This is a genomic window from Gemmobacter megaterium, from assembly GCF_900156815.1.
Classification (GTDB): Bacteria; Pseudomonadota; Alphaproteobacteria; order Rhodobacterales; family Rhodobacteraceae; genus Wagnerdoeblera; species Wagnerdoeblera megaterium.
Genome location: NZ_FTOT01000003.1, coordinates 318,276 through 335,445, shown reverse-complemented (window position 1 = coordinate 335,445; position 17,170 = coordinate 318,276). Strand labels below are relative to the sequence as shown.

General features: G+C 64.3%; 15 protein-coding genes and 1 other annotated feature. Of the genes, 9 read left to right on the top strand and 6 right to left on the bottom strand.

Translation table 11 applies throughout. The annotated features are described in order from the left end of the window. Positions 1 to 1,137, top strand: coding sequence for an NADH:flavin oxidoreductase/NADH oxidase (locus BW970_RS10195; protein WP_076530823.1), 1,137 nt, complete (start codon positions 1 to 3; stop codon positions 1,135 to 1,137). After that, positions 1,137 to 1,886 (top strand): SDR family NAD(P)-dependent oxidoreductase, encoded by a 750-nt coding sequence (locus tag BW970_RS10190; RefSeq protein WP_076530819.1) that lies wholly within the window; start codon positions 1,137 to 1,139, stop codon positions 1,884 to 1,886. The genes BW970_RS10195 and BW970_RS10190 overlap by 1 nt, the downstream gene beginning before the upstream one ends. On the opposite strand, the gene BW970_RS10185 is transcribed toward BW970_RS10190, so the two are convergent. Continuing rightward, complete coding sequence (locus BW970_RS10185) at positions 1,871 to 2,779, bottom strand: LysR substrate-binding domain-containing protein (RefSeq protein ID WP_076530816.1); 909 nt, start codon at positions 2,777 to 2,779, stop codon at positions 1,871 to 1,873. The genes BW970_RS10190 and BW970_RS10185 overlap by 16 nt on opposite strands. A gap of 176 nt (positions 2,780 to 2,955) precedes the next feature. Between BW970_RS10185 and BW970_RS10180 the strand changes: the two genes are divergently transcribed. From BW970_RS10180 to BW970_RS10160, 5 genes are read left to right on the top strand one after another with little or no spacing between them, the layout of a single operon-like run. Then, entirely contained in the window at positions 2,956 to 3,942 is a 987-nt protein-coding gene (locus BW970_RS10180) for an ABC transporter ATP-binding protein (protein WP_076531112.1), read from the top strand. Continuing rightward, the gene (locus tag BW970_RS10175; RefSeq protein ID WP_076530814.1) at positions 3,939 to 4,910 is read left to right on the top strand and encodes an ABC transporter permease; all 972 of its coding nucleotides are present in this window, start codon (positions 3,939 to 3,941) and stop codon (positions 4,908 to 4,910) included. Before BW970_RS10180 ends, BW970_RS10175 begins: the two co-directional genes overlap by 4 nt. A gap of 8 nt (positions 4,911 to 4,918) precedes the next feature. Beyond that, positions 4,919 to 5,779, top strand: a complete 861-nt coding sequence (locus BW970_RS10170) for an ABC transporter permease (RefSeq protein ID WP_076530811.1) — start codon at positions 4,919 to 4,921, stop codon at positions 5,777 to 5,779. A 2-nt stretch (positions 5,780 to 5,781) separates the two neighbouring features. Further along, positions 5,782 to 6,792 (top strand): ABC transporter ATP-binding protein, encoded by a 1,011-nt coding sequence (locus BW970_RS10165; RefSeq protein ID WP_076530808.1) that lies wholly within the window; start codon positions 5,782 to 5,784, stop codon positions 6,790 to 6,792. Between the two features lie 27 nt (positions 6,793 to 6,819). After that, positions 6,820 to 7,278 carry a gamma-glutamylcyclotransferase family protein gene (locus BW970_RS10160; protein ID WP_076530806.1) on the top strand — a complete coding sequence of 153 codons (459 nt, stop codon included), beginning with the start codon at positions 6,820 to 6,822 and terminating at the stop codon, positions 7,276 to 7,278. A gap of 43 nt (positions 7,279 to 7,321) precedes the next feature. Here BW970_RS10160 and BW970_RS10155 read toward each other — a convergent pair whose 3' ends face one another. The 5 genes from BW970_RS10155 to BW970_RS10135 all read right to left on the bottom strand — a co-directional run bounded on the left by BW970_RS10155 (position 7,322) and on the right by BW970_RS10135 (position 15,080). After that, positions 7,322 to 8,983, bottom strand: coding sequence for a BCCT family transporter (locus BW970_RS10155; protein WP_076530804.1), 1,662 nt, complete (start codon positions 8,981 to 8,983; stop codon positions 7,322 to 7,324). Positions 8,984 to 9,175: 192 nt separating this feature from the next. After that, complete coding sequence (locus tag BW970_RS10150; protein WP_076530802.1) at positions 9,176 to 10,762, bottom strand: ABC transporter substrate-binding protein; 1,587 nt, start codon at positions 10,760 to 10,762, stop codon at positions 9,176 to 9,178. A gap of 354 nt (positions 10,763 to 11,116) precedes the next feature. Next, positions 11,117 to 11,980 (bottom strand): universal stress protein, encoded by an 864-nt coding sequence (locus tag BW970_RS10145; RefSeq protein WP_076530800.1) that lies wholly within the window; start codon positions 11,978 to 11,980, stop codon positions 11,117 to 11,119. Positions 11,981 to 11,991: 11 nt separating this feature from the next. Continuing rightward, the gene (locus BW970_RS10140; RefSeq protein ID WP_076530798.1) at positions 11,992 to 13,482 is read right to left on the bottom strand and encodes a SulP family inorganic anion transporter; all 1,491 of its coding nucleotides are present in this window, start codon (positions 13,480 to 13,482) and stop codon (positions 11,992 to 11,994) included. Positions 13,483 to 13,551: 69 nt separating this feature from the next. After that, positions 13,552 to 13,607 (bottom strand) — a sequence feature (sul1 is cis-regulatory element that is thought to sense ions involved in sulfur or methionine metabolism; They are found in Alphaproteobacteria). A gap of 258 nt (positions 13,608 to 13,865) precedes the next feature. Continuing rightward, on the bottom strand, positions 13,866 to 15,080 hold the full coding sequence (locus BW970_RS10135) for an alpha-hydroxy acid oxidase (protein WP_076530795.1): 1,215 nt from the start codon (positions 15,078 to 15,080) through the stop codon (positions 13,866 to 13,868). Positions 15,081 to 15,290: 210 nt separating this feature from the next. Between BW970_RS10135 and BW970_RS10130 the strand changes: the two genes are divergently transcribed. Both BW970_RS10130 and BW970_RS10125 read left to right on the top strand, forming a co-directional pair. After that, a complete protein-coding gene (locus tag BW970_RS10130; RefSeq protein WP_076530793.1) occupies positions 15,291 to 16,334 on the top strand; it encodes a hemin-degrading factor in 1,044 nt (347 codons plus the stop codon). Further along, on the top strand, positions 16,334 to 17,167 hold the full coding sequence (locus BW970_RS10125) for a heme/hemin ABC transporter substrate-binding protein (RefSeq protein ID WP_083701221.1): 834 nt from the start codon (positions 16,334 to 16,336) through the stop codon (positions 17,165 to 17,167). Before BW970_RS10130 ends, BW970_RS10125 begins: the two co-directional genes overlap by 1 nt. Positions 17,168 to 17,170: the final 3 nt, after the last annotated feature.

Sequence of the window (17,170 nt, the reverse complement as noted above, 5' to 3'; positions counted from 1 at the left end):
ATGGCGCCCTTGCTGACCTCTCCTGCGACGCTGCGCGGGCTTACCCTGCGCAACCGCATCGTGATTTCGCCGATGTGCCAGTATTCGGCCACGCCGGACGGCTACCCGACCGACTGGCACCTGGTGCAATATGGCCGCTTTGCCGTGGGTGGCGCCGGGCTGGTGTTTGTCGAGGCCACCTGCATCACCCCCGAGGGGCGCGGAACCCCCGGCGATCTGGGGTTGTGGGAAGATGGGCATATCGCGCCGCTTGCCCGGATCGTCGATTTCGTCAAGTCCCAGGGGGCCGCAGCGGGGATTCAACTGGGCCATGCCGGACGCAAAGGCGCCACGCGCCGCCCCTGGCATGGCAGCACGCCGCTGGATGCCAACGACCTTGCCGAACGGGCCGAGGCGCAATGGACGGTCATCGGACCCTCTGCGGTGGCGATGGCCGATGGCTGGCCGGTGCCGCAGGAAATGTCGCTTGCCGATATTGCGCAGTTGAAGGACGACTACGCCTCTGCCGCGCGCCGCGCCCTGGCCGCCGGGTTCGATGTCGTGGAATTGCACGCGGCGCACGGCTACCTGATCCATGAATTCCTGTCGCCGGTCTCGAACATCCGGACCGATGCCTATGGGGGAGATCGCGCGGGCCGTATGCGCCTGCCGCTGGAGATCGCTGAAATCCTGAGGGATATCTGGCCCGACGACCGCCCCGTCTTTGTCCGGGTTTCGGCGGTTGACCATATGGACGAAGGAATTCAGCTCGAGGACACCATCGCCTTTGCGCGCGCGCTGAAAGAGGTGGGGGTCGATGTGATCGACTGTTCCTCGGGCGGAATTTCCGGCGGGGCAACGGCGGCACGCATCCCGCGCGGCCCCGGCTTTCAGGTGCCCTTTGCCGAAGCCATGCGGCACGAGGCGGGCATCGCCAGCATGGCTGTGGGGCTGATCACCACGCCGGATCTGGCGGAAACCATCCTGCAAGAGGGCCGCGCCGATCTGATCGCGATTGGCCGTGAGGCGCTGGAGAACCCCAACTGGCCGCTGCACGCGCGCCGGGCCCTGGGCGAGGACGGCTTTGATCAATGGCCCGAACAACATGGCTGGTGGCTGGAACGCCGCGTTGCCAGCCTGCGCGCATCGGGGGCGTGATGGGCCTTGAAGGACGGACCGCCCTGATCACCGGCGGCGCCTCGGGGATTGGCGCGGCGGTCGCACGACGACTGGCTGCCCAAGGTGCGGCTGTTGCGCTGGCCGATCTGAACCCTGCGGCCCTTGCCACCACCGCCGCCGCACTGACGGCACAGGGCGCCAGAGTTCTTGCACTGCCGCTGGATGTGACCGACGCCGACGCCGTCCAATCGGCCGTTGCCCATGCGGGCGCCGAACTGGGGCCGGTGCGCCTGCTGGTGAACAGCGCGGGCATCACGGGCGCAGGGGCACCGATGGGGCAGGTGTCGATCGCGGATTGGCGGCGTGTGATGGCGGTCAATCTGGACGGTGCGTTCTTCATGATGAACGCGGCGTTTCCCGTCATGGCTGCCGCAGGCGGTGGGGCGGTGGTGAATGTCGCCTCGGTGATGGGCACGGTCGCCTCGGCGCGGTTCGCGCATTACGCAGCATCAAAGCACGCGCTGATCGGGTTGACCAAATCCGCCGCTGCCGATGGCGCGGCCATGGGCATCCGGGTCAATTCGGTCGGCCCCGGTTTCATCGACACACCGCTGCAAGACGGACGCATGGACGCGGCGCGCCGCGATCACATCGCAGCACAGCACCTGTTGGGCCGCTGGGGCACCGCCGATGAAGTGGCCGCCCTGATCGTCTGGCTGCTGTCGGCGGAGGCCGCCTTTGTCACGGGCAGCCATCATCTGGTGGATGGCGGTTATACCGCCGTCTGAAATGCAGGATCTGGCGCGTTCATTTCCTTGAACAGCCAGTTGCCAAAGACCTGCACGTTATGGCTTTCCCGGTAGCGGTCGGGATAGACATAATAGTAGCTGTCGGTGCAGGGCATCGCATTGTCACTTACCCTGACAAGCGCGCCGGAGTCGATTTCGCGCTGGACCAGAAATTCGGGCAGCAGCGCAAAGCCGATCCCGGCCACCGCCGCCTCGATCACCAGCGAATAGAATTCGAACTTCGGCCCCGCTTCTCCATTCAGGGTGCCGATGCCGGCATGGGCCAGCCATTCCCGCCACAGCGTGGGTCGTGTGGTATGCTGGATCAGCGGGGCGCCACGCAACAATTCTGGCAGCGACGCGCCGGTCATCAGCGACGGCGCCGCGACCGGGATCACGCTTTCGCCCATCAGGTGGCGCATGTTGCAATTGGGCCAAACGGCAGGGCCGAAATAGATGGCGGCCTGAATATCCTCGCTGTCAAAATCGAAACGGCGGATCTTGGACACAAGGTTGATGTCGATGGTCGGATGTGTCGACAGAAAGCGGTTCAGACGCGGCACCAGCCAGCGCGAGCCAAAGGTGGGCAGGCAGCCCAGGGTCAGCACGCCCCCCTGCCGCCCTTCGGTCAACATCCGGGTGGTGGCAACCTCGATCTCGTTCAACAGCCCGCGCAGGGAATCCGCGTAATCGCGCGCAGCGGGCGTGGGAATGATGCGCTGGCGCTCCCGCAAAAACAGCCGTTGGCCCAGCAAATCCTCCAGATAGCCCAACCGGCGGCTGACTGCGCTTTGTGTCATGTTCAGTTCTGCGGCTGCACGGGTGACAGACCCGTTGCGCACGACAGCTTCGAAACAGCACAGGTCGCGGGTCGAGGGAAGCGTGCGGCGCATGGCGGCCTTCCGGGCAGGTGCATTCCGTTTTGGAATGATTAGCGCATGACACTGCAATATACAATCTTTCGTTGCCGGGGCAGTCTGCCGGCAAGGGGGTACATGCCCCACCTTCTGGAGAGGAGCAGACCCGGAATGCCATGTCACCCTGCGCCCATGACACCGCGGCGTCTGCCATGATCGAAGTGCGCGATCTTGCCCGCCACTACACGATGCAGGCAGGGCTGATGGACCGGCTGCGTGGCCGCCAGCCGCTGCGGCTGCGCGCGGTGGACGGCGTCAGCTTCGATCTGGCGCCCGGCGAGGTTCTGGGGTTGGTGGGGGAATCCGGCTGCGGCAAATCCACCACGGGCCGCCTGCTTGTCGGACTGGAAGAGCCCGCGGCGGGTTCGGTGCGGATCGGCAGCGAAGATGCCATGGCCCTGCGCCGCACCGATCGGCGTGCCTTTCATCGCCGGGTGCAGATGGTGTTTCAGGATCCCTATGGCTCGCTGAACCCCTATCTGACGATTTCCGAAATCATTGCGCGTCCGCTGATCTATCAGGGGCACAAGCGCGGGCCCGATCTGTATGCGCGTGTGACAGTGGCGCTGGAACAGGCTGGCCTGACCCCGGCTGCGCAGTTCCTGACCCGCCATCCGCATCAACTCTCGGGGGGTCAGCGGCAACGGGTGTGCATCGCCCGCGCCATCGTGCTCGATCCTTCGGTTCTGGTGGCGGATGAACCGATCTCGATGCTGGATGTGTCGATCAAGTGGGGCATCATCCGGCTGTTGAAGCGGCTGGTTGCCGAACGCAACATCTCGCTGCTGTACATCACCCATGATCTCGCCACCGTGGGTGCGATCTGTGACCGGATCGCCATCATGTATCTGGGCCGGATCGTAGAGATCGGGCCAGTCGATCAGGTTCTGGCCGCCCCGCGCCACCCCTATACGGCTGCGCTTGTGTCGGCCATTCCGGTGGCGGTGCCGGGGGGCAAGCGCCCGCCGCCCGAGATTTCGGGCGCCATCCCGGATGCCGCGCAGATCCCGCCCGGCTGCCGCTTTGCCCCCCGCTGCCCGCGCGCCTCGGACCTGTGCCGTTCGACAGAGCCGACGATGACCGGCTCTTCCCGCTGGCACGTCGCCTGCCACCATCCCGCGACAGGGGCCACGGCATGACCCGCTATATCCTGAGACGACTGTTCTACATGGCGGTCACGCTGTTTGCGATGATCACCCTGATGTTCTTTCTGTTCCGCATGTTGCCGGGCGACCCCACAGCGACGGTGATCAGCCCCGCACTGGATGAGGCCGCCCGCGAGGCGATGCGCCGCCGCTTTGGCCTGGATCAGCCGCTGTTCACGCAATATCTGGCCTATCTGCGCAATCTGGCCGTGCTGGATTTCGGCATGTCGTTCCGCACATCCGCCCCGGTCTGGGACATGATCGAGTTGCGGCTGGTGAACACCTTGCTGCTGATCCTGCCGTCGATGATCGCGGCCTATGTCATCGGTGCCTTTGGGGGCGCCCTGATCGCCTGGCACCGGGGCGGCAAGGCCGAGGGCAGCGTGGTTCTGTTCGCCACCGCCGTGCAATCGGCGCCGCTGTTCTGGTTGTCGATGCTGGCCATCCTGCTGTTCTCCATCACGCTGGGGTGGTTTCCCACCGGCCATATCGTGACACCGGGCAAATTCCCTGACCCCACCTGGCGCATGTATCTGACCTGGGATTTCCTCCATCACCTGGCGCTGCCGTTTCTGGTCAACACCTGCTATCAGCTATGCTTTCCGCTGCTGCTGATGCGTTCGACCATGCTGTCCACCATTGGCGAGGATTATGTCGAACTGGCTCGGATGAAGGGCCTGACAGAACGGCAGGTTCTGTATGGCCATGCGATGCGCAATTCGCTGCTGCCACTGGCGACCACGCTACCGATGATCCTGGGTTGGGCGGTTGCAGGATCGGTTGTCATTGAATCCGTCTTCAGTTGGCCCGGCCTTGGCCTGTTGATGATCGAGGCGATCACGCGGTCGGACTACCCCGTGGTGCAGGGCGCATTCCTGCTGATCGCCGTGCTGACCATTCTGGGAACCTTCGTGGCCGACCTGCTGTACGGTCTGCTCGATCCCCGCATCGTCTATCGCTGAGGGACGCCATGCAGATCATCTTCACCTTCCTCAAAGCCGTGTGGAAAACCCCGACAGGACGATTCAGCCTGATCGTGCTGGGCATTTTCGTCGCCCTGGCAATCTTCGGCCCGTTGATCGCTCCGCATGATCCGATGGTGCGCAACTATGGCCCGGACCGCAAGCTGCTGCGGCTCGCCGGGCCATCGTGGGACCACTGGCTGGGCACCACCCTCATGGGCCGCGATATTGCCAGCCAGATGCTGCACGGCGCCCGGCCGGCGCTGATCGTGGGTGGCCTGACGGCCTTGGGGACTGTCGCCATCGGGCTGAACATCGGGCTGATCGCCGGATATTTCGGCGGGCGGATCGACAGTATCCTGATGCGCATCACGGACGTCTTTCTGGGCCTGCCGTTCTTGCCCTTCATCATCGTTGTGCTGTCGCTCAGCGGGCGCAGCCTGACAACGATCGTCATTGCCATGACGCTGGTGATGTGGCGCTCGACCGCGCGGGTGATCCGAGCCCAGGTGCTGAGCCTGCGCGAAATGCCCTTTGTCGCCGCCGCCCGCATCACCGGCGCCAGCGATCTGGCGATCCTGTACCGCGAAGTCGCACCGAACGTCTTGCCGCTTGCACTGGTCAACACCGCCTTTGCCCTGGCCTGGGCGATCATTACCGAGGCCAGCATCGGCTTTCTGGGCTTTGGCGACCCGCAATCCATCACCTGGGGCTCGATCCTGTACGACGCCTATGCCTCGCAGACGATGTATCGCGCGCCCTGGTGGGTGGTGCCTCCGGGGATTGCCATCATGGTGCTGGTCTCGGCGGTCTACTTTGCCGGTCGCGCCTATGAGGAGGTGCTGAACCCGCGCCTCAAGGGGATCTAGCCATGACAATCCTGCACATCGACGGGCTGGATCTGCGGTATGCAACCGATGCCGGGCCTGCGGCGGCCCTGACCGACATCCGCCTGCGGGTCGCAGGTGGCGAGGCAATCGGTATTGTCGGCGAATCCGGCTGCGGAAAAAGCACACTGCTCAAGGCCATCATGGGGGTGATGCCGCGCAACGCGACCATCACGGGCGGTGCGATCCGGTTCGACGGCACCGATCTGGTGACAGCCGGCGCCGAAGCCTGGCGCCGGGCCCGCTGGAAGGGCATCGCCATGATCGCCCAAAGCGCGCTGAACGCGCTGAACCCGGTCAAGCGGGTCGGCGCCCAGATTGCCGAAGCGATCACCGCGCATGAAACCTGGCCCAGAGCCGAGGTCGAGGCGCGGGTGGCGGAGCTGCTGGCCCTGGTCGGCGTGGATCCGGGCCGCGCGCGGGACTATCCGCACCAGTTCTCCGGGGGGATGCGCCAGCGCGTGCTGATCGCCATGGCGCTGGCACTGCGGCCGCCCGTGTTGCTGGCCGACGAACCGACCACCGCGCTGGATGTGATCGTACAGGATCAGATCTTTCGCCGCATCCGGACACTGCGCGGCGAATTGGGGTTCGCCATGCTGCTTGTCACCCATGACCTTGCGCTTGTGGTCGAGAATTGTGATCGCGTGGTTGTCATGTATGGCGGCCTGGTCGTCGAGGAAGGCACCGTCGCCGACATCATGGCCGCCCCGTCGCACCCCTATACGCTGGGCCTGTACAATGCCCTTGCCAGGCCCGGCCAGCGGCATCAGCCGATTTCCATTCCCGGCCGCCCCCCCGATCTGGTGGATCCGCCGGCCGGTTGCCGCTTTGCGCCGCGCTGCCCCTTTGCCCTGCCCCGCTGCCACACCGAAGCCCCTGCGATGCAGGTGGTCTCGGACGGACACGCCGCACGATGCCTGCGCGTGGCCGAGATGGACACCCTGCGCCCTACCGCTGCCTTGCCCGAAACCTGGGAAGGCCCGCAGCCCTGACCCGACAGTAACGAAGACGAGGATCTCATGCACTATTTCGCCTATGGCAACCTGATGGACATCGACCTGATGCAGTCCTCCTGCCCCAGCGCCCGCCCCGTGGCCGTGGCCCGGCTGGATGGATACGAGTTACGGTTCGTCAAATGCACCGACACCGCCCATGGCGGCTGCACCCTGATCGAGGATCCCGCCGCCGTTACCTGGGGTGTGCATTACGAGATGTCCGAGCAGGACCGCGCCGCGCTGGACGACTCCGCCGGGGTCAAGGAACGCCGCTGGGCCTTGAAGCCCGTTGTGGTCAAAGGACTGGACGGAAACGACTATCAGACAGTCACCTACTACATCCCCGATGATCGCGGGCCGCACAAACCTACCGACAGCTATGTCGGGCCGATCTACAAGGGAGCAGAGGCGCTGAATCTGCCTGCCGATTACCGCAACCGCCTGCGGACGATCATTGACGAGGCCCTGGCGACCGGGGCCTGAGGGACAGCGGGGGGCGCCCCATGGCGCCCCCCGCCGCATCGTGTCAGCGTGGTTCGGACATCAGCCCCTTGACCAGCGCGACCGCCGCGATCAGCAGCACGACGGCAAAGGGGAAGCCGGTCGAAACCGCCATCGCCTGAAGCGCAACCAGACCGCCCCCCAGCAACAGCGCAATCGCCACCAGCCCTTCGAACGTGGCCCAGAACACCCGCTGCGGCACCGGCGCGTTCATCTTGCCGCCTGCGCTGATCGTGTCGATCACCAGCGAGCCGGAATCGGACGAGGTGACAAAGAACACCACCACCAGAACGATCCCGATCAGCGAGGTGATCTGCGTCAGCGGCAGATGCGCCAGCATCTCGAACAACTGGATCTCCAGCGCAGCATCCTGCACAGAGGTCAGCCCCTGAACAGCCACCTGGCTGATGGCCGTACCGCCAAGGGCTGTCATCCATATCGTCGAGACCAGCGACGGGATCAGCAGCACCGCAATCAGGAACTCGCGCACCGACCGGCCACGGCTGACACGCGCAATGAACATGCCCACGAACGGCGACCAACTGATCCACCACGCCCAATAGAACGCGGTCCAGCCCTGGCGGAAATTGTCATCGCTGCGGCCGAAGGGGTTCGACAGCGCAGGCAGATACTCGGCATAGGCCCGCAGATTCTTGAAGAACCCCGTCGCGATTTGCAGCGTCGGCCCAACGAGGATGATGAACACCAGCAGGCACAGGGCCAGCAGCATGTTGATCTCGGACAGCCGCTTGACGCCCTTTTCCATGCCGACCACGACAGAAACGATGGCAATCGCCGTGATCACGATGATCAGGATGATCATCGCCGACATGCTGGCGGGTATACCGAACAGGAAATCCAGCCCCGCGCTGGCCTGGCGTGCACCGATGCCAAGCGATGTCGACAATCCGAAGATCGTGGCAAACACTGCCAGAATGTCGATGACATGGCCCGGCCAGCCCCAGACACGTTCGCCCAGCAGCGGGTAGAACATTGACCGCAGGGTCAACGGCAACCCCTTGTTGAAGGCGAACAGCGCCAGCGACAACGCCACAATGGCATAGATCGCCCATGGATGCAGCGCCCAGTGAAAGATGGTCGCCGCCATCGCCAGCCGCCGCGCGCCTTCGGCATCGCCCACCGCACCGTTCAGCGGCGACCAATCCGTGCGCACGCCATCGGCGCCGATCACCGGCCCCCCGAAGGCTGCGGTGTAGTTGCCCAACGGTTCGGCGACACCATAGAACATCAGCCCGATGCCCATGCCTGCGGCAAACAGCATCGAGAACCACGACATATAGCTGTAGTCAGGCGTCGCCTCGGGGCCACCCAGCCGGATCCGGCCCAATGGCAGAACGATCAGCGCAAGGCACAACAGGACAAAGACATTCCCGGCCAGCAGAAAGAACCAGTCCAGGTTCGCGGTCAGAAAGTTCCGCAGATTCGTGAAAACAGGCTCCAGCGTGGTCTGGAACATCAGCGTCAACAGCGTAAAGGCCACGACACCGATGGCAGAGACGCTGAATACCACGTTGTGAATATCGAGCTCGAAGACAAAGCGCCGTCGATAGTTGATGTTGTCCTGCCCGATCTCGTAATCGGTGTCGATGATCTCTGTCGGGCCTTCGGGCGCGGGGATCGCTTCGGGGGAAACGGCATCGGTCGCAACCTGTGGGGTCTCGGTCAATCGGTATTCCTTTTTCTTGTCACCCTGCGGGCACGAGGCACCGCAGTTCCAGGCGCTTTGCAAGCGCGCGGCGCGCGCCAAGATCGCGCACGCTCACGTAGACGTTAAGGGAAAGTGACCAAAACTTCAACCCGACCGCCTGGGACAGGGGTTTCGGGCGCGGACGACAGGCGCCGCGCCCGGACAGTGCACCTATTCCGGATAGCGCAGGCGCCCCCGGTTGTCCCAGGTGAACCCGGCGTCCGACAGGATCGCACGGGCTTTGTCCAGATCATACGCCTGCACCGCCAGATCCGCGTCCGACCAGAAGGCATTGGACGGGACCAGCGGGGTGGCGATGGCGATCGCGTCGCCGCCCAGCACATCCTCGATGATCTGTTCGCGGGGAATGGCCCAGGCCAGGGCCTGGCGCAGGGCCTTGTGCGAAAATGGCTCGGACCGGATGTTGTAGCGCGCCGACATGTGCCCGTTCGACTGGGTCTGGATCAGGCGCAGGTTGGGGACATTGGCGAATTCCGCAACCACCGTGGGCACGATCGGCTGCAACGACACGCCGATCTCGCCAGTGCGCAACGCCGCCGCAAGCACCTCGGCAGAACCGAACTGGATCATCAGCAGATCCGCCTTGGGGGCCATGAAATGCTCGGCGCGCCGCGTGAACGAGATCTCCTGTCCCTGCCGCCAATAGCCAAGCGCCCAGGGGCCACTGCCCACCGGCTCGGTGTTGCGAAAGTCCTGCGGGGCCTCCATCGCTTCCCAGACATGTTTCGGCAGGATCGGCACCTGCCCCAGCGCCTGCGACACAAAGCTTGCCGACGGCTCGGTCAGCGTAAAGCGGACGCGGTTCCCTTCGGCGGTAACGTCGGACAAGCTCACAAGGGTCGACCGGAAATAGGTCGCCTCCTTTTCCTTGAGGAACGCGAAGGTAAAGGCCACGTCTTGCGCCGTGACCGGCTGCCCGTCGCTGAAGGTAAGGCCCTCCCGCAGCACGGCCTCGATGGTGGTATCATTCACCACTTCGATGCTCTCGGCGGCCCACATGCGCGGTTTGCCATCCGGGCCGGTCACGACAAGACGGTCATAGACAAGGGCAAGCCGGTCCAGATCCTCCAGCGTCTTGAAGACAAGGGGGTTCCAGCTATCCTGGTCGATGGTCCAGCCCAGCTTGACCGGGCCATCCGCCAGCGACACCATGTTCAGCATGTTCCAGATCGACCGCACGCCATCGGGCGAGGGTTGATAATTGTCCAGTTGCACCCGATCGGTGTTGATCGCCATGGTATTCTTGACCGATGCGATCAGCCCCTCTGGCTGTTCGTCGTAGAGGATTTTCTGAATCTCCAGGATCACTTCACGCCGCGCATCGGGATCATAGAGCTTGCGCTGTTGCGGGATCAGCGCCTCCAGCGCGTCGGACTGAAATCCGCCGACATTTCCACCTCCGGGCTTGTCGTTGATCCGGGCAAACTGGTTCACGGTGAAGAACTCCGGGTCCAGCCGGGCAGGAGAGCCGGACAGCACCGACATCACGACATCGAACTTGTGCTCGGTGAACCACATCGACAACATCGGCGACGGGAAAGGCTGGGGATCAAGCTGAACGTCCAGCCCCAGTTCCCGCCAGCTTTCGGCAATGTAGTTCGACGTTTCGTAATAGTGCTGATAGTTCGAGGCTGGCCAGGTCAGAAAACTGATCGGCTGGACCTGACGCCCTTCCGCCAAGGCGGCAAGAGGCGCCAGAACCAGGCCGGTGGCCATCAATGTGCTGCGCAGATGCATGAGGATCTCCCTGAAGGTGGCTTTATATGCGCGGCCCCGTTCGCCGACCGGGCGCCGTTGGGTTTGTCAGGATGATGCTAGTGCATGGCGCATTTGGCGATAATTGACATTTTGCGCGAGGCTCATTCCAATGCGGAATGATGTGGCGAGGGGGCCTGTGGCATCGGCCCGCTCGTGTGGTACCGCAATGGCCCGAGGCAGGCAGGCAAGGCGCGTTCCCTGACCGCAGCGAGTGGCCCATTCGGCACAGGGCCGCCGGTCTGCGGCCTGTTGCAGCACACAGGCCATCCGGTTCCGCCCGCGATGGCGGACGGACCCGCGCACACCTTGCGCCGATATCGCCAGAGGCGGCGCCTAGCGCATCAGGACAACGGGCACCTTGCACGACCGGATCATCGCGGTTGTCGTCGAGCCGATGATCAGGCTGCGGATACGGCTGTGGCCATAGGCCCCCATGACCAGCATGTCGAACTGCGCCTCGTCCACCAGCTTGCCAAGCGCGGTTTCCGGCTGCCCCGTCAGGATGGAGGTTTCCGCCGCGATACCGGCAGCCTTCAGCATGGCCTTGGCATTCTCCAGCCCCTTGGCCACATCCGGGGTCGCGCTCCCGACAGTGACCACATGCACGGCCAGCCCCTGAAACAGCGGGCTGCGGGCAATGTGATCGACGGCCTTCATGGCCGATGCGCCACCATCATAGGCCACCAGAACCTTCGAGATCGGCCTGAACGCCCGAGAGGCGACGAACACAGGCTTGTGGCTGGCGCGCACGATGCGTTCGAGATTCGACCCCAGATGCCCCTTGGCGAAATCCGCGGCCTCGCCGCGCTTGCCGATCATGATGACGCGGGCATCGTTCTCGACCTCGGCCACGGCTTCGACGATGTCGCCATGACGCAGCCGGGTGGTGACGTCGGCAACCCCGGCCTTGTCCAGAATGGCGCGGGCGTCCTCCAGAATGGCGCGGCCCCGGTGGCTGACCAGCTTGGCACGTTGTGCATCCAGTTCGGCCAGTTGCTCCAGCAGCGCGGTCCGCGCACCAAGGGCAATCGCGCCGGAAAGGTCTTTCTTGTCGGCCCCCTCGCGGCGTCCCAGGACATGGATCAGCTCGACCGGCGCCCCGGTGCGCAGCGCGATCCATGCGGCATGGTCACAGAGGCTTGCCGAATAGACCGACCCATCCACCAGTGCGACGATTTTCTGTGGCTGTTGTGTCATGTCTTCCCCCCTCAATGCGCCATCAACTTGTCCATCGCGCCCGGCTTGTCATGGATGGCAAGCTTGTCGACGATGGTTTCGGTGGCCTCATTCATCCCGACGATCTCGACCTCGGCCCCGTCGCGGCGGAATTTCAGCACTGCCATGTCCAGTGCCTGCACACTGGAAATATCCCAGATATGCGCGCGGCTGACGTCGATGACCACCTTGTCCAGCGCCTCCTTGAAGTCGAACGCATTCATGAAATCCTCGACCGAACCATAGAACATCTGCCCTTCGACGATATAGGTGCGTTCGCGGCCATCCTTCGAAATGCTGGTCGAGACATTGAACAACTGCGAGATTTTGCCGGCAAAGAAGATGCCCGACAGCAGAACGCCCACCAGCACACCGATGGCAAGGTTATGGGTGTAAACCACGGTGACAACCGTTGCGATCATCACGATGGACGACGAGCGCGGATGCAGGCGCAGGTTTCGGATCGACGACCAGGAAAAGGTGCCAATCGACACCATGATCATGATGGCGACCAGCGCGGGCATCGGGATCTGCGCCACCCATTCGCCCAGAAACACCACCATGACCAACAGCACCACACCGGCGGTAAACGCCGACAGCCGCCCCCGCCCGCCGGATTTCACGTTGATCATGCTTTGCCCGATCATCGCACACCCCGCCATGCCACCGATAAAGCCGGTGGCGGTGTTGGCGATGCCCTGACCGATACATTCCTGATTGCGGTCGGATTTCGTGTCGGTCAGTTCATCGACCAGGGTCTGCGTCATCAGGCTTTCCAGCAGTCCCACGACGGCAATTGCCAGCGCATAGGGCAGGATGATCAGCAGCGTTTCGAGTGTCAGCGGGATTTGCGGAATCAGAAACACCGGCAGCGTATCGGGCAGCGCGCCCATGTCACCCACCGTGCGCACATCCCAGTCGAAAAACATCGCCAGCGCGGTTAGAACAATGATCGTGACCAGCGGCGACGGGATTGCCTTGGTCAGCAGAGGAAACAGATAGATGATCCCCAGCCCCGCCGCGACCAGAACATAGGTCAGCCATGTGACCCTGGTCGGGTCGAGTTCGGGCAGTTGCGCGATGAAGATCAGAATGGCCAGCGCGTTGACAAAGCCGGTCATGACCGATTTCGACACATAGCGCATAACGAAACCCAGCCGCAGCAGCCCTGCCCCGATCTGGATCAGCCCGGCCAGCACGGTCGCGGCAAGCAGGTATTGCAGCCCGTGATCCTTGACCAACGTGACCATCAGCACCGCCGTCGCGGCGGTGGCCGCCGAAATCATGCCAGGGCGCCCGCCGGTGAATGCGATCAGCACCGCGATGGAAAAGCTGGCATACAGCCCCACCTTCGGATCCACCCCGGCGATGATCGAAAAGGCAATGGCCTCGGGGATAAGCGCAAGGGCCACGACAAGACCTGCCAACAGGTCTCCTCGGATGTTGCCGAACCATTGGGCGCGATATGCGTCGAGTGAAATCATGTATATTCATTCCTGATCGACCCGCGCCAAACAGGCCGCGCGTCGAGATTTGATCTGTAGGTCAGTTCAGGTTGTCTGGCGGATCAGCGGCCAGAAGAGCCACCCGGGCTTGCACCGGGTCCATGCGTTTCCCGCCTGTTACGCGCAAAAATGCATATTTGGCAAGCCAAAACCGCTGCGCTGCGGCATCCTCCGGGCGGGGCGCAGTGCCATTGGCCAGTCACATCGAAGCGGCTCTGCCAGACCGGGAAAAGGAGCCCGGCCGAGGCGTGGCCGATCCATGTATGGGCAATCGGGCAAGTCGGGTTGCAAATCCTGACCACCGCACGTCGGCGCGCGGCGGAACAGGGGCCAAGCGACCGGCGCTGGCCTGCTGTCCAGCCCTAGGCAAATATCGCGGGCGACAGATCTGCCAGACGTGTGACCCCTAGAAGTTGCAGGGTCCGGCGGGTTTCCTCAGTCAGGATCGCCAGCGCGCGCGCAGCGCCCGCCTGACCACCTGCGGCCAGACCATAGGCCGTGGCCCGCCCAAGCAGCACCGCATTGGCGCCAAGCGCCAAGGCCATCACCACATCGGCCCCACGCCGGAACCCGGAATCGACCAGCAGCGGATACTCCGGCCCGACCGCCGCCCGTGCCGGCGCGATCAGATGCAGTGGCGCAATGGCCCGATCCACCTGCCGCCCGCCGTGGTTCGACAGCACGACCCCATCCGCACCGGATTCGACAGCGAGACGCAGGTCGTCCAGATGCTGCACACCCTTGATCAACAGTTTTCCGGGCCAGCGGGCGCGGATACGGGCCAGCATGGCCCAGTCCATCTCCAGCCGCATATTGGCCGCAGACCAACTGGCAACGCCGAACAGATCCTGCTGACCTTGGGGGGCAAAGGGCTCCAGATTGGGAAAGCGCGGCATTCCGGGACGCAGGATCGTGCGCCACAGCCAACCGGGATGACACAGCGTATCGACCTTGGACGACCAGGAAATCCGCCCCGGTGCGGCATAATTGCGCCGGTCCCATTCCCGGTTGCCAATCACCGGCGTATCCACCGTGACGATCAGCGCCTCGCAGCCCTGGTCTCGGGCGGTATCGACCAGCGACTGCCAGACCTCATCCGGGCCATAGCAATAGAGCTGGAACCAATGCCGCAGGCCTGGAACCGCCGCAATCGAGGCGATGGGCACATTCGACACCGTGCTTTGCCCGAAGGGGACGCCTGCCTCTGCCGCAGCCTGGGCCAGCGCCCGGTCGCCATCGGGCCAGAGCAGGCCATTGAACCCCGTCGGCCCGATCCCGAAGGGCAGCGCCATCGGTCGCCCGAACAGCGTGGTCGAAAGATCTACAGTAGAAATGTCGCGCAACACTCTGGGCGCAAGGCGAAAATCATCAAACGCCGCACGGTTCCCGGTCAAGGCGCGTTCGTCTTCGGCCCCGCCTTCCAGATATTCGGCGGAAAAGCGCGGCAGCCGCCGCAGCGCCATCATGCGCAGATCCTCGATGGTATGCGCGCGGTCCGGGCCGCCATGGCTGACATGACGGCGGCGGGGCCGCGCGGGACGGTCAAGGGCGTGGGGCAAGGCAGGTCTCCGGCTCATCTGCCCTTGCCTAGCACCCTCCGACCTGCGCTGGCAAAGGAAACGGCAGGCACAATGCCCCGAGAATTGTGACTTGATCCGGCAGGGGAATCCCCGTAACTAACCCGACTGATACAATCAGGTATATCGGTTGATAGCCCTGATGCCGCGTCAGCCACGCCTTCGGGCCAGCCAGTTCCTTGCGGATACCGAACGGCAAAGGACCAGATCATGGCTGAGCGCCCCTCTGCGGCAGCGATACGCGCATTGCGTGCCGAACATCCAAAGTCGCGCGCCCGCGACTTCGCCGCCCTCAACGGCATCACCGAGGCAGAGCTGGTGGCGGCCCATGTCGGGGCGCAGGTGATCGTGATCGACCCCGATCCCGAACGCCTGATCCCTCTGGTCAGGGACCTGGGCGATGTGCTGGCCCTGACGCGCAATGAAAGCTGCGTGCACGAGCGGGTGGGCACCTACACCGAGTTTCACGGCGGCCCCCATGCGCAGATGGTTCTGGGGCCAGAGATCGACCTGCGCATCTTTCCCGCCCACTGGGTGCATGGCTTCGCCCTTGCCCAGGCCGATGCCGACGGGACGGTAAAGCGCAGCATCCAGATCTTCGATGCGGCAGGCGATGCCATCCACAAGATCCACCTGCGGGCGGAATCGCATGTGCCCGCCTTTGACGCACTGGTCGCGGCGCTGCGGCGGTCGGAACAATCCGACACCCTGACGCTGGTCCCGCGCGCCCCGGTGGAGCCCGCAAAAGCCGACCCGGCCAAGGCCGAGGCGCTGCGCACCGAATGGGATCAGATGACCGACACGCATCAGTTCCTTCGCATGGTGCGCAAGCTGAAGATGAACCGTCTTGGGGCCTATCGCGTGGTCGGCGCGCCCAAGGCCCGCGCGCTGGTCTCCGATGCCGTGACGCGCCTGCTGTTCGCGGCATCGGACGACAAGGTTCCGGTGATGGTCTTTGTCGGCAACATGGGCTGCATCCAGATCCATGCCGGGCCGGTGGACCGGATCGTGCCGATGGGGCCCTGGATCAACGTTCTCGACCCGCGGTTCGACATGCATCTGCGCACGGACCACATTGCCGAGGTCTGGGCCGTGACGAAACCCACCCGCACCGGCGATGCCATCAGCGTCGAGGCATTCGACGCACAGGGCGGGCTGATCCTGCAGATATTCGGCCACCGCAAGGACACATCCGGCGACGCGTGGGACAGGCTGGTGGCGGCGCTGCCTGCGCTGGAAGAGGTTTCGGCATGATGTTCAGAACACTCGCATTCGTCGCGCTGCTGCCCCCCATGGCGCTGGCGGAACCGGCGCAGCGCATCGTTTCCATTGGCGGGTCGGTGACGGAAATCGCCGCCGCCCTTGGCGCGACCGCGCGGTTGATCGGACGGGATACCACATCCACCTATCCGCCCGCCGTGCTGGACCTGCCCGATGTGGGGTATATCCGCGCCTTGTCGGCCGAAGGTGTGCTGGCGCTTGGCCCCGAGCTGATCATTTCCGAAGCCGGGGCAGGCCCGCGCGAGGCGGTCGAGGTGCTGCGCGCCGCAGGTGTCCCCTTTGTCGAGATGCCGGGCGATCCCTCGCCCGACGGGATACTGGACAAGATCGACGCCGTGGCCAAGGCACTGGATCTGCCTGCCGAGGGCGCCGCATTGCGCGACGCTGTGGCCAGCGGCCTGGCCATGGCCAAGGCCCGTGCCGAGGCCGCGCCTGCACCGCGCAAGCGGGTGCTGTTCGTGCTGGCGCTGCAATCGGGCCGGGTCATGGCGGGCGGCGAAGGATCGTCGGCCGAAGGCATCATCCACCTTGCCGGGGCCGAAAATGCCGCGACGGGGTTCAAGGGTTACAAGCAGATGACGGACGAGGCGGTGATCGCCGCCGCGCCGGATGTCATCCTGATGATGAACCGCGAAGGCGATCTGGCGGTGGCCAATGCCGATGTGCTGGCCCATCCTGCGCTTGGCCAGACCCCTGCCGCCCAGGCGGGCGCCATGATCCGCATGGATGGCATGAAGCTGCTGGGCTTTGGCCCCCGCACACCCGAGGCGGCAGCAGAGCTGCATCAATCGCTCTACGGGAACTGATCC

Excerpts from the sequence above, each read along its gene's own strand:
- BW970_RS10145 (WP_076530800.1), bottom strand. The coding sequence starts at position 11,980 with ATGACACAACAGCCACAGAAAATCGTCGCACTGGTGGATGGGTCGGTC.
- BW970_RS10180 (WP_076531112.1), top strand. The coding sequence starts at position 2,956 with ATGATCGAAGTGCGCGATCTTGCCCGCCACTACACGATGCAGGCAGGG.
- BW970_RS10130 (WP_076530793.1), top strand. The coding sequence starts at position 15,291 with ATGGCTGAGCGCCCCTCTGCGGCAGCGATACGCGCATTGCGTGCCGAA.
- BW970_RS10125 (WP_083701221.1), top strand. The coding sequence starts at position 16,334 with ATGTTCAGAACACTCGCATTCGTCGCGCTGCTGCCCCCCATGGCGCTG.
- BW970_RS10140 (WP_076530798.1), bottom strand. The coding sequence starts at position 13,482 with ATGATTTCACTCGACGCATATCGCGCCCAATGGTTCGGCAACATCCGA.
- BW970_RS10170 (WP_076530811.1), top strand. The coding sequence starts at position 4,919 with ATGCAGATCATCTTCACCTTCCTCAAAGCCGTGTGGAAAACCCCGACA.
- BW970_RS10160 (WP_076530806.1), top strand. The coding sequence starts at position 6,820 with ATGCACTATTTCGCCTATGGCAACCTGATGGACATCGACCTGATGCAG.
- BW970_RS10195 (WP_076530823.1), top strand. The coding sequence starts at position 1 with ATGGCGCCCTTGCTGACCTCTCCTGCGACGCTGCGCGGGCTTACCCTG.
- BW970_RS10185 (WP_076530816.1), bottom strand. The coding sequence starts at position 2,779 with ATGCGCCGCACGCTTCCCTCGACCCGCGACCTGTGCTGTTTCGAAGCT.
- BW970_RS10165 (WP_076530808.1), top strand. The coding sequence starts at position 5,782 with ATGACAATCCTGCACATCGACGGGCTGGATCTGCGGTATGCAACCGAT.
- BW970_RS10135 (WP_076530795.1), bottom strand. The coding sequence starts at position 15,080 with ATGAGCCGGAGACCTGCCTTGCCCCACGCCCTTGACCGTCCCGCGCGG.
- BW970_RS10190 (WP_076530819.1), top strand. The coding sequence starts at position 1,137 with ATGGGCCTTGAAGGACGGACCGCCCTGATCACCGGCGGCGCCTCGGGG.
- BW970_RS10175 (WP_076530814.1), top strand. The coding sequence starts at position 3,939 with ATGACCCGCTATATCCTGAGACGACTGTTCTACATGGCGGTCACGCTG.
- BW970_RS10150 (WP_076530802.1), bottom strand. The coding sequence starts at position 10,762 with ATGCATCTGCGCAGCACATTGATGGCCACCGGCCTGGTTCTGGCGCCT.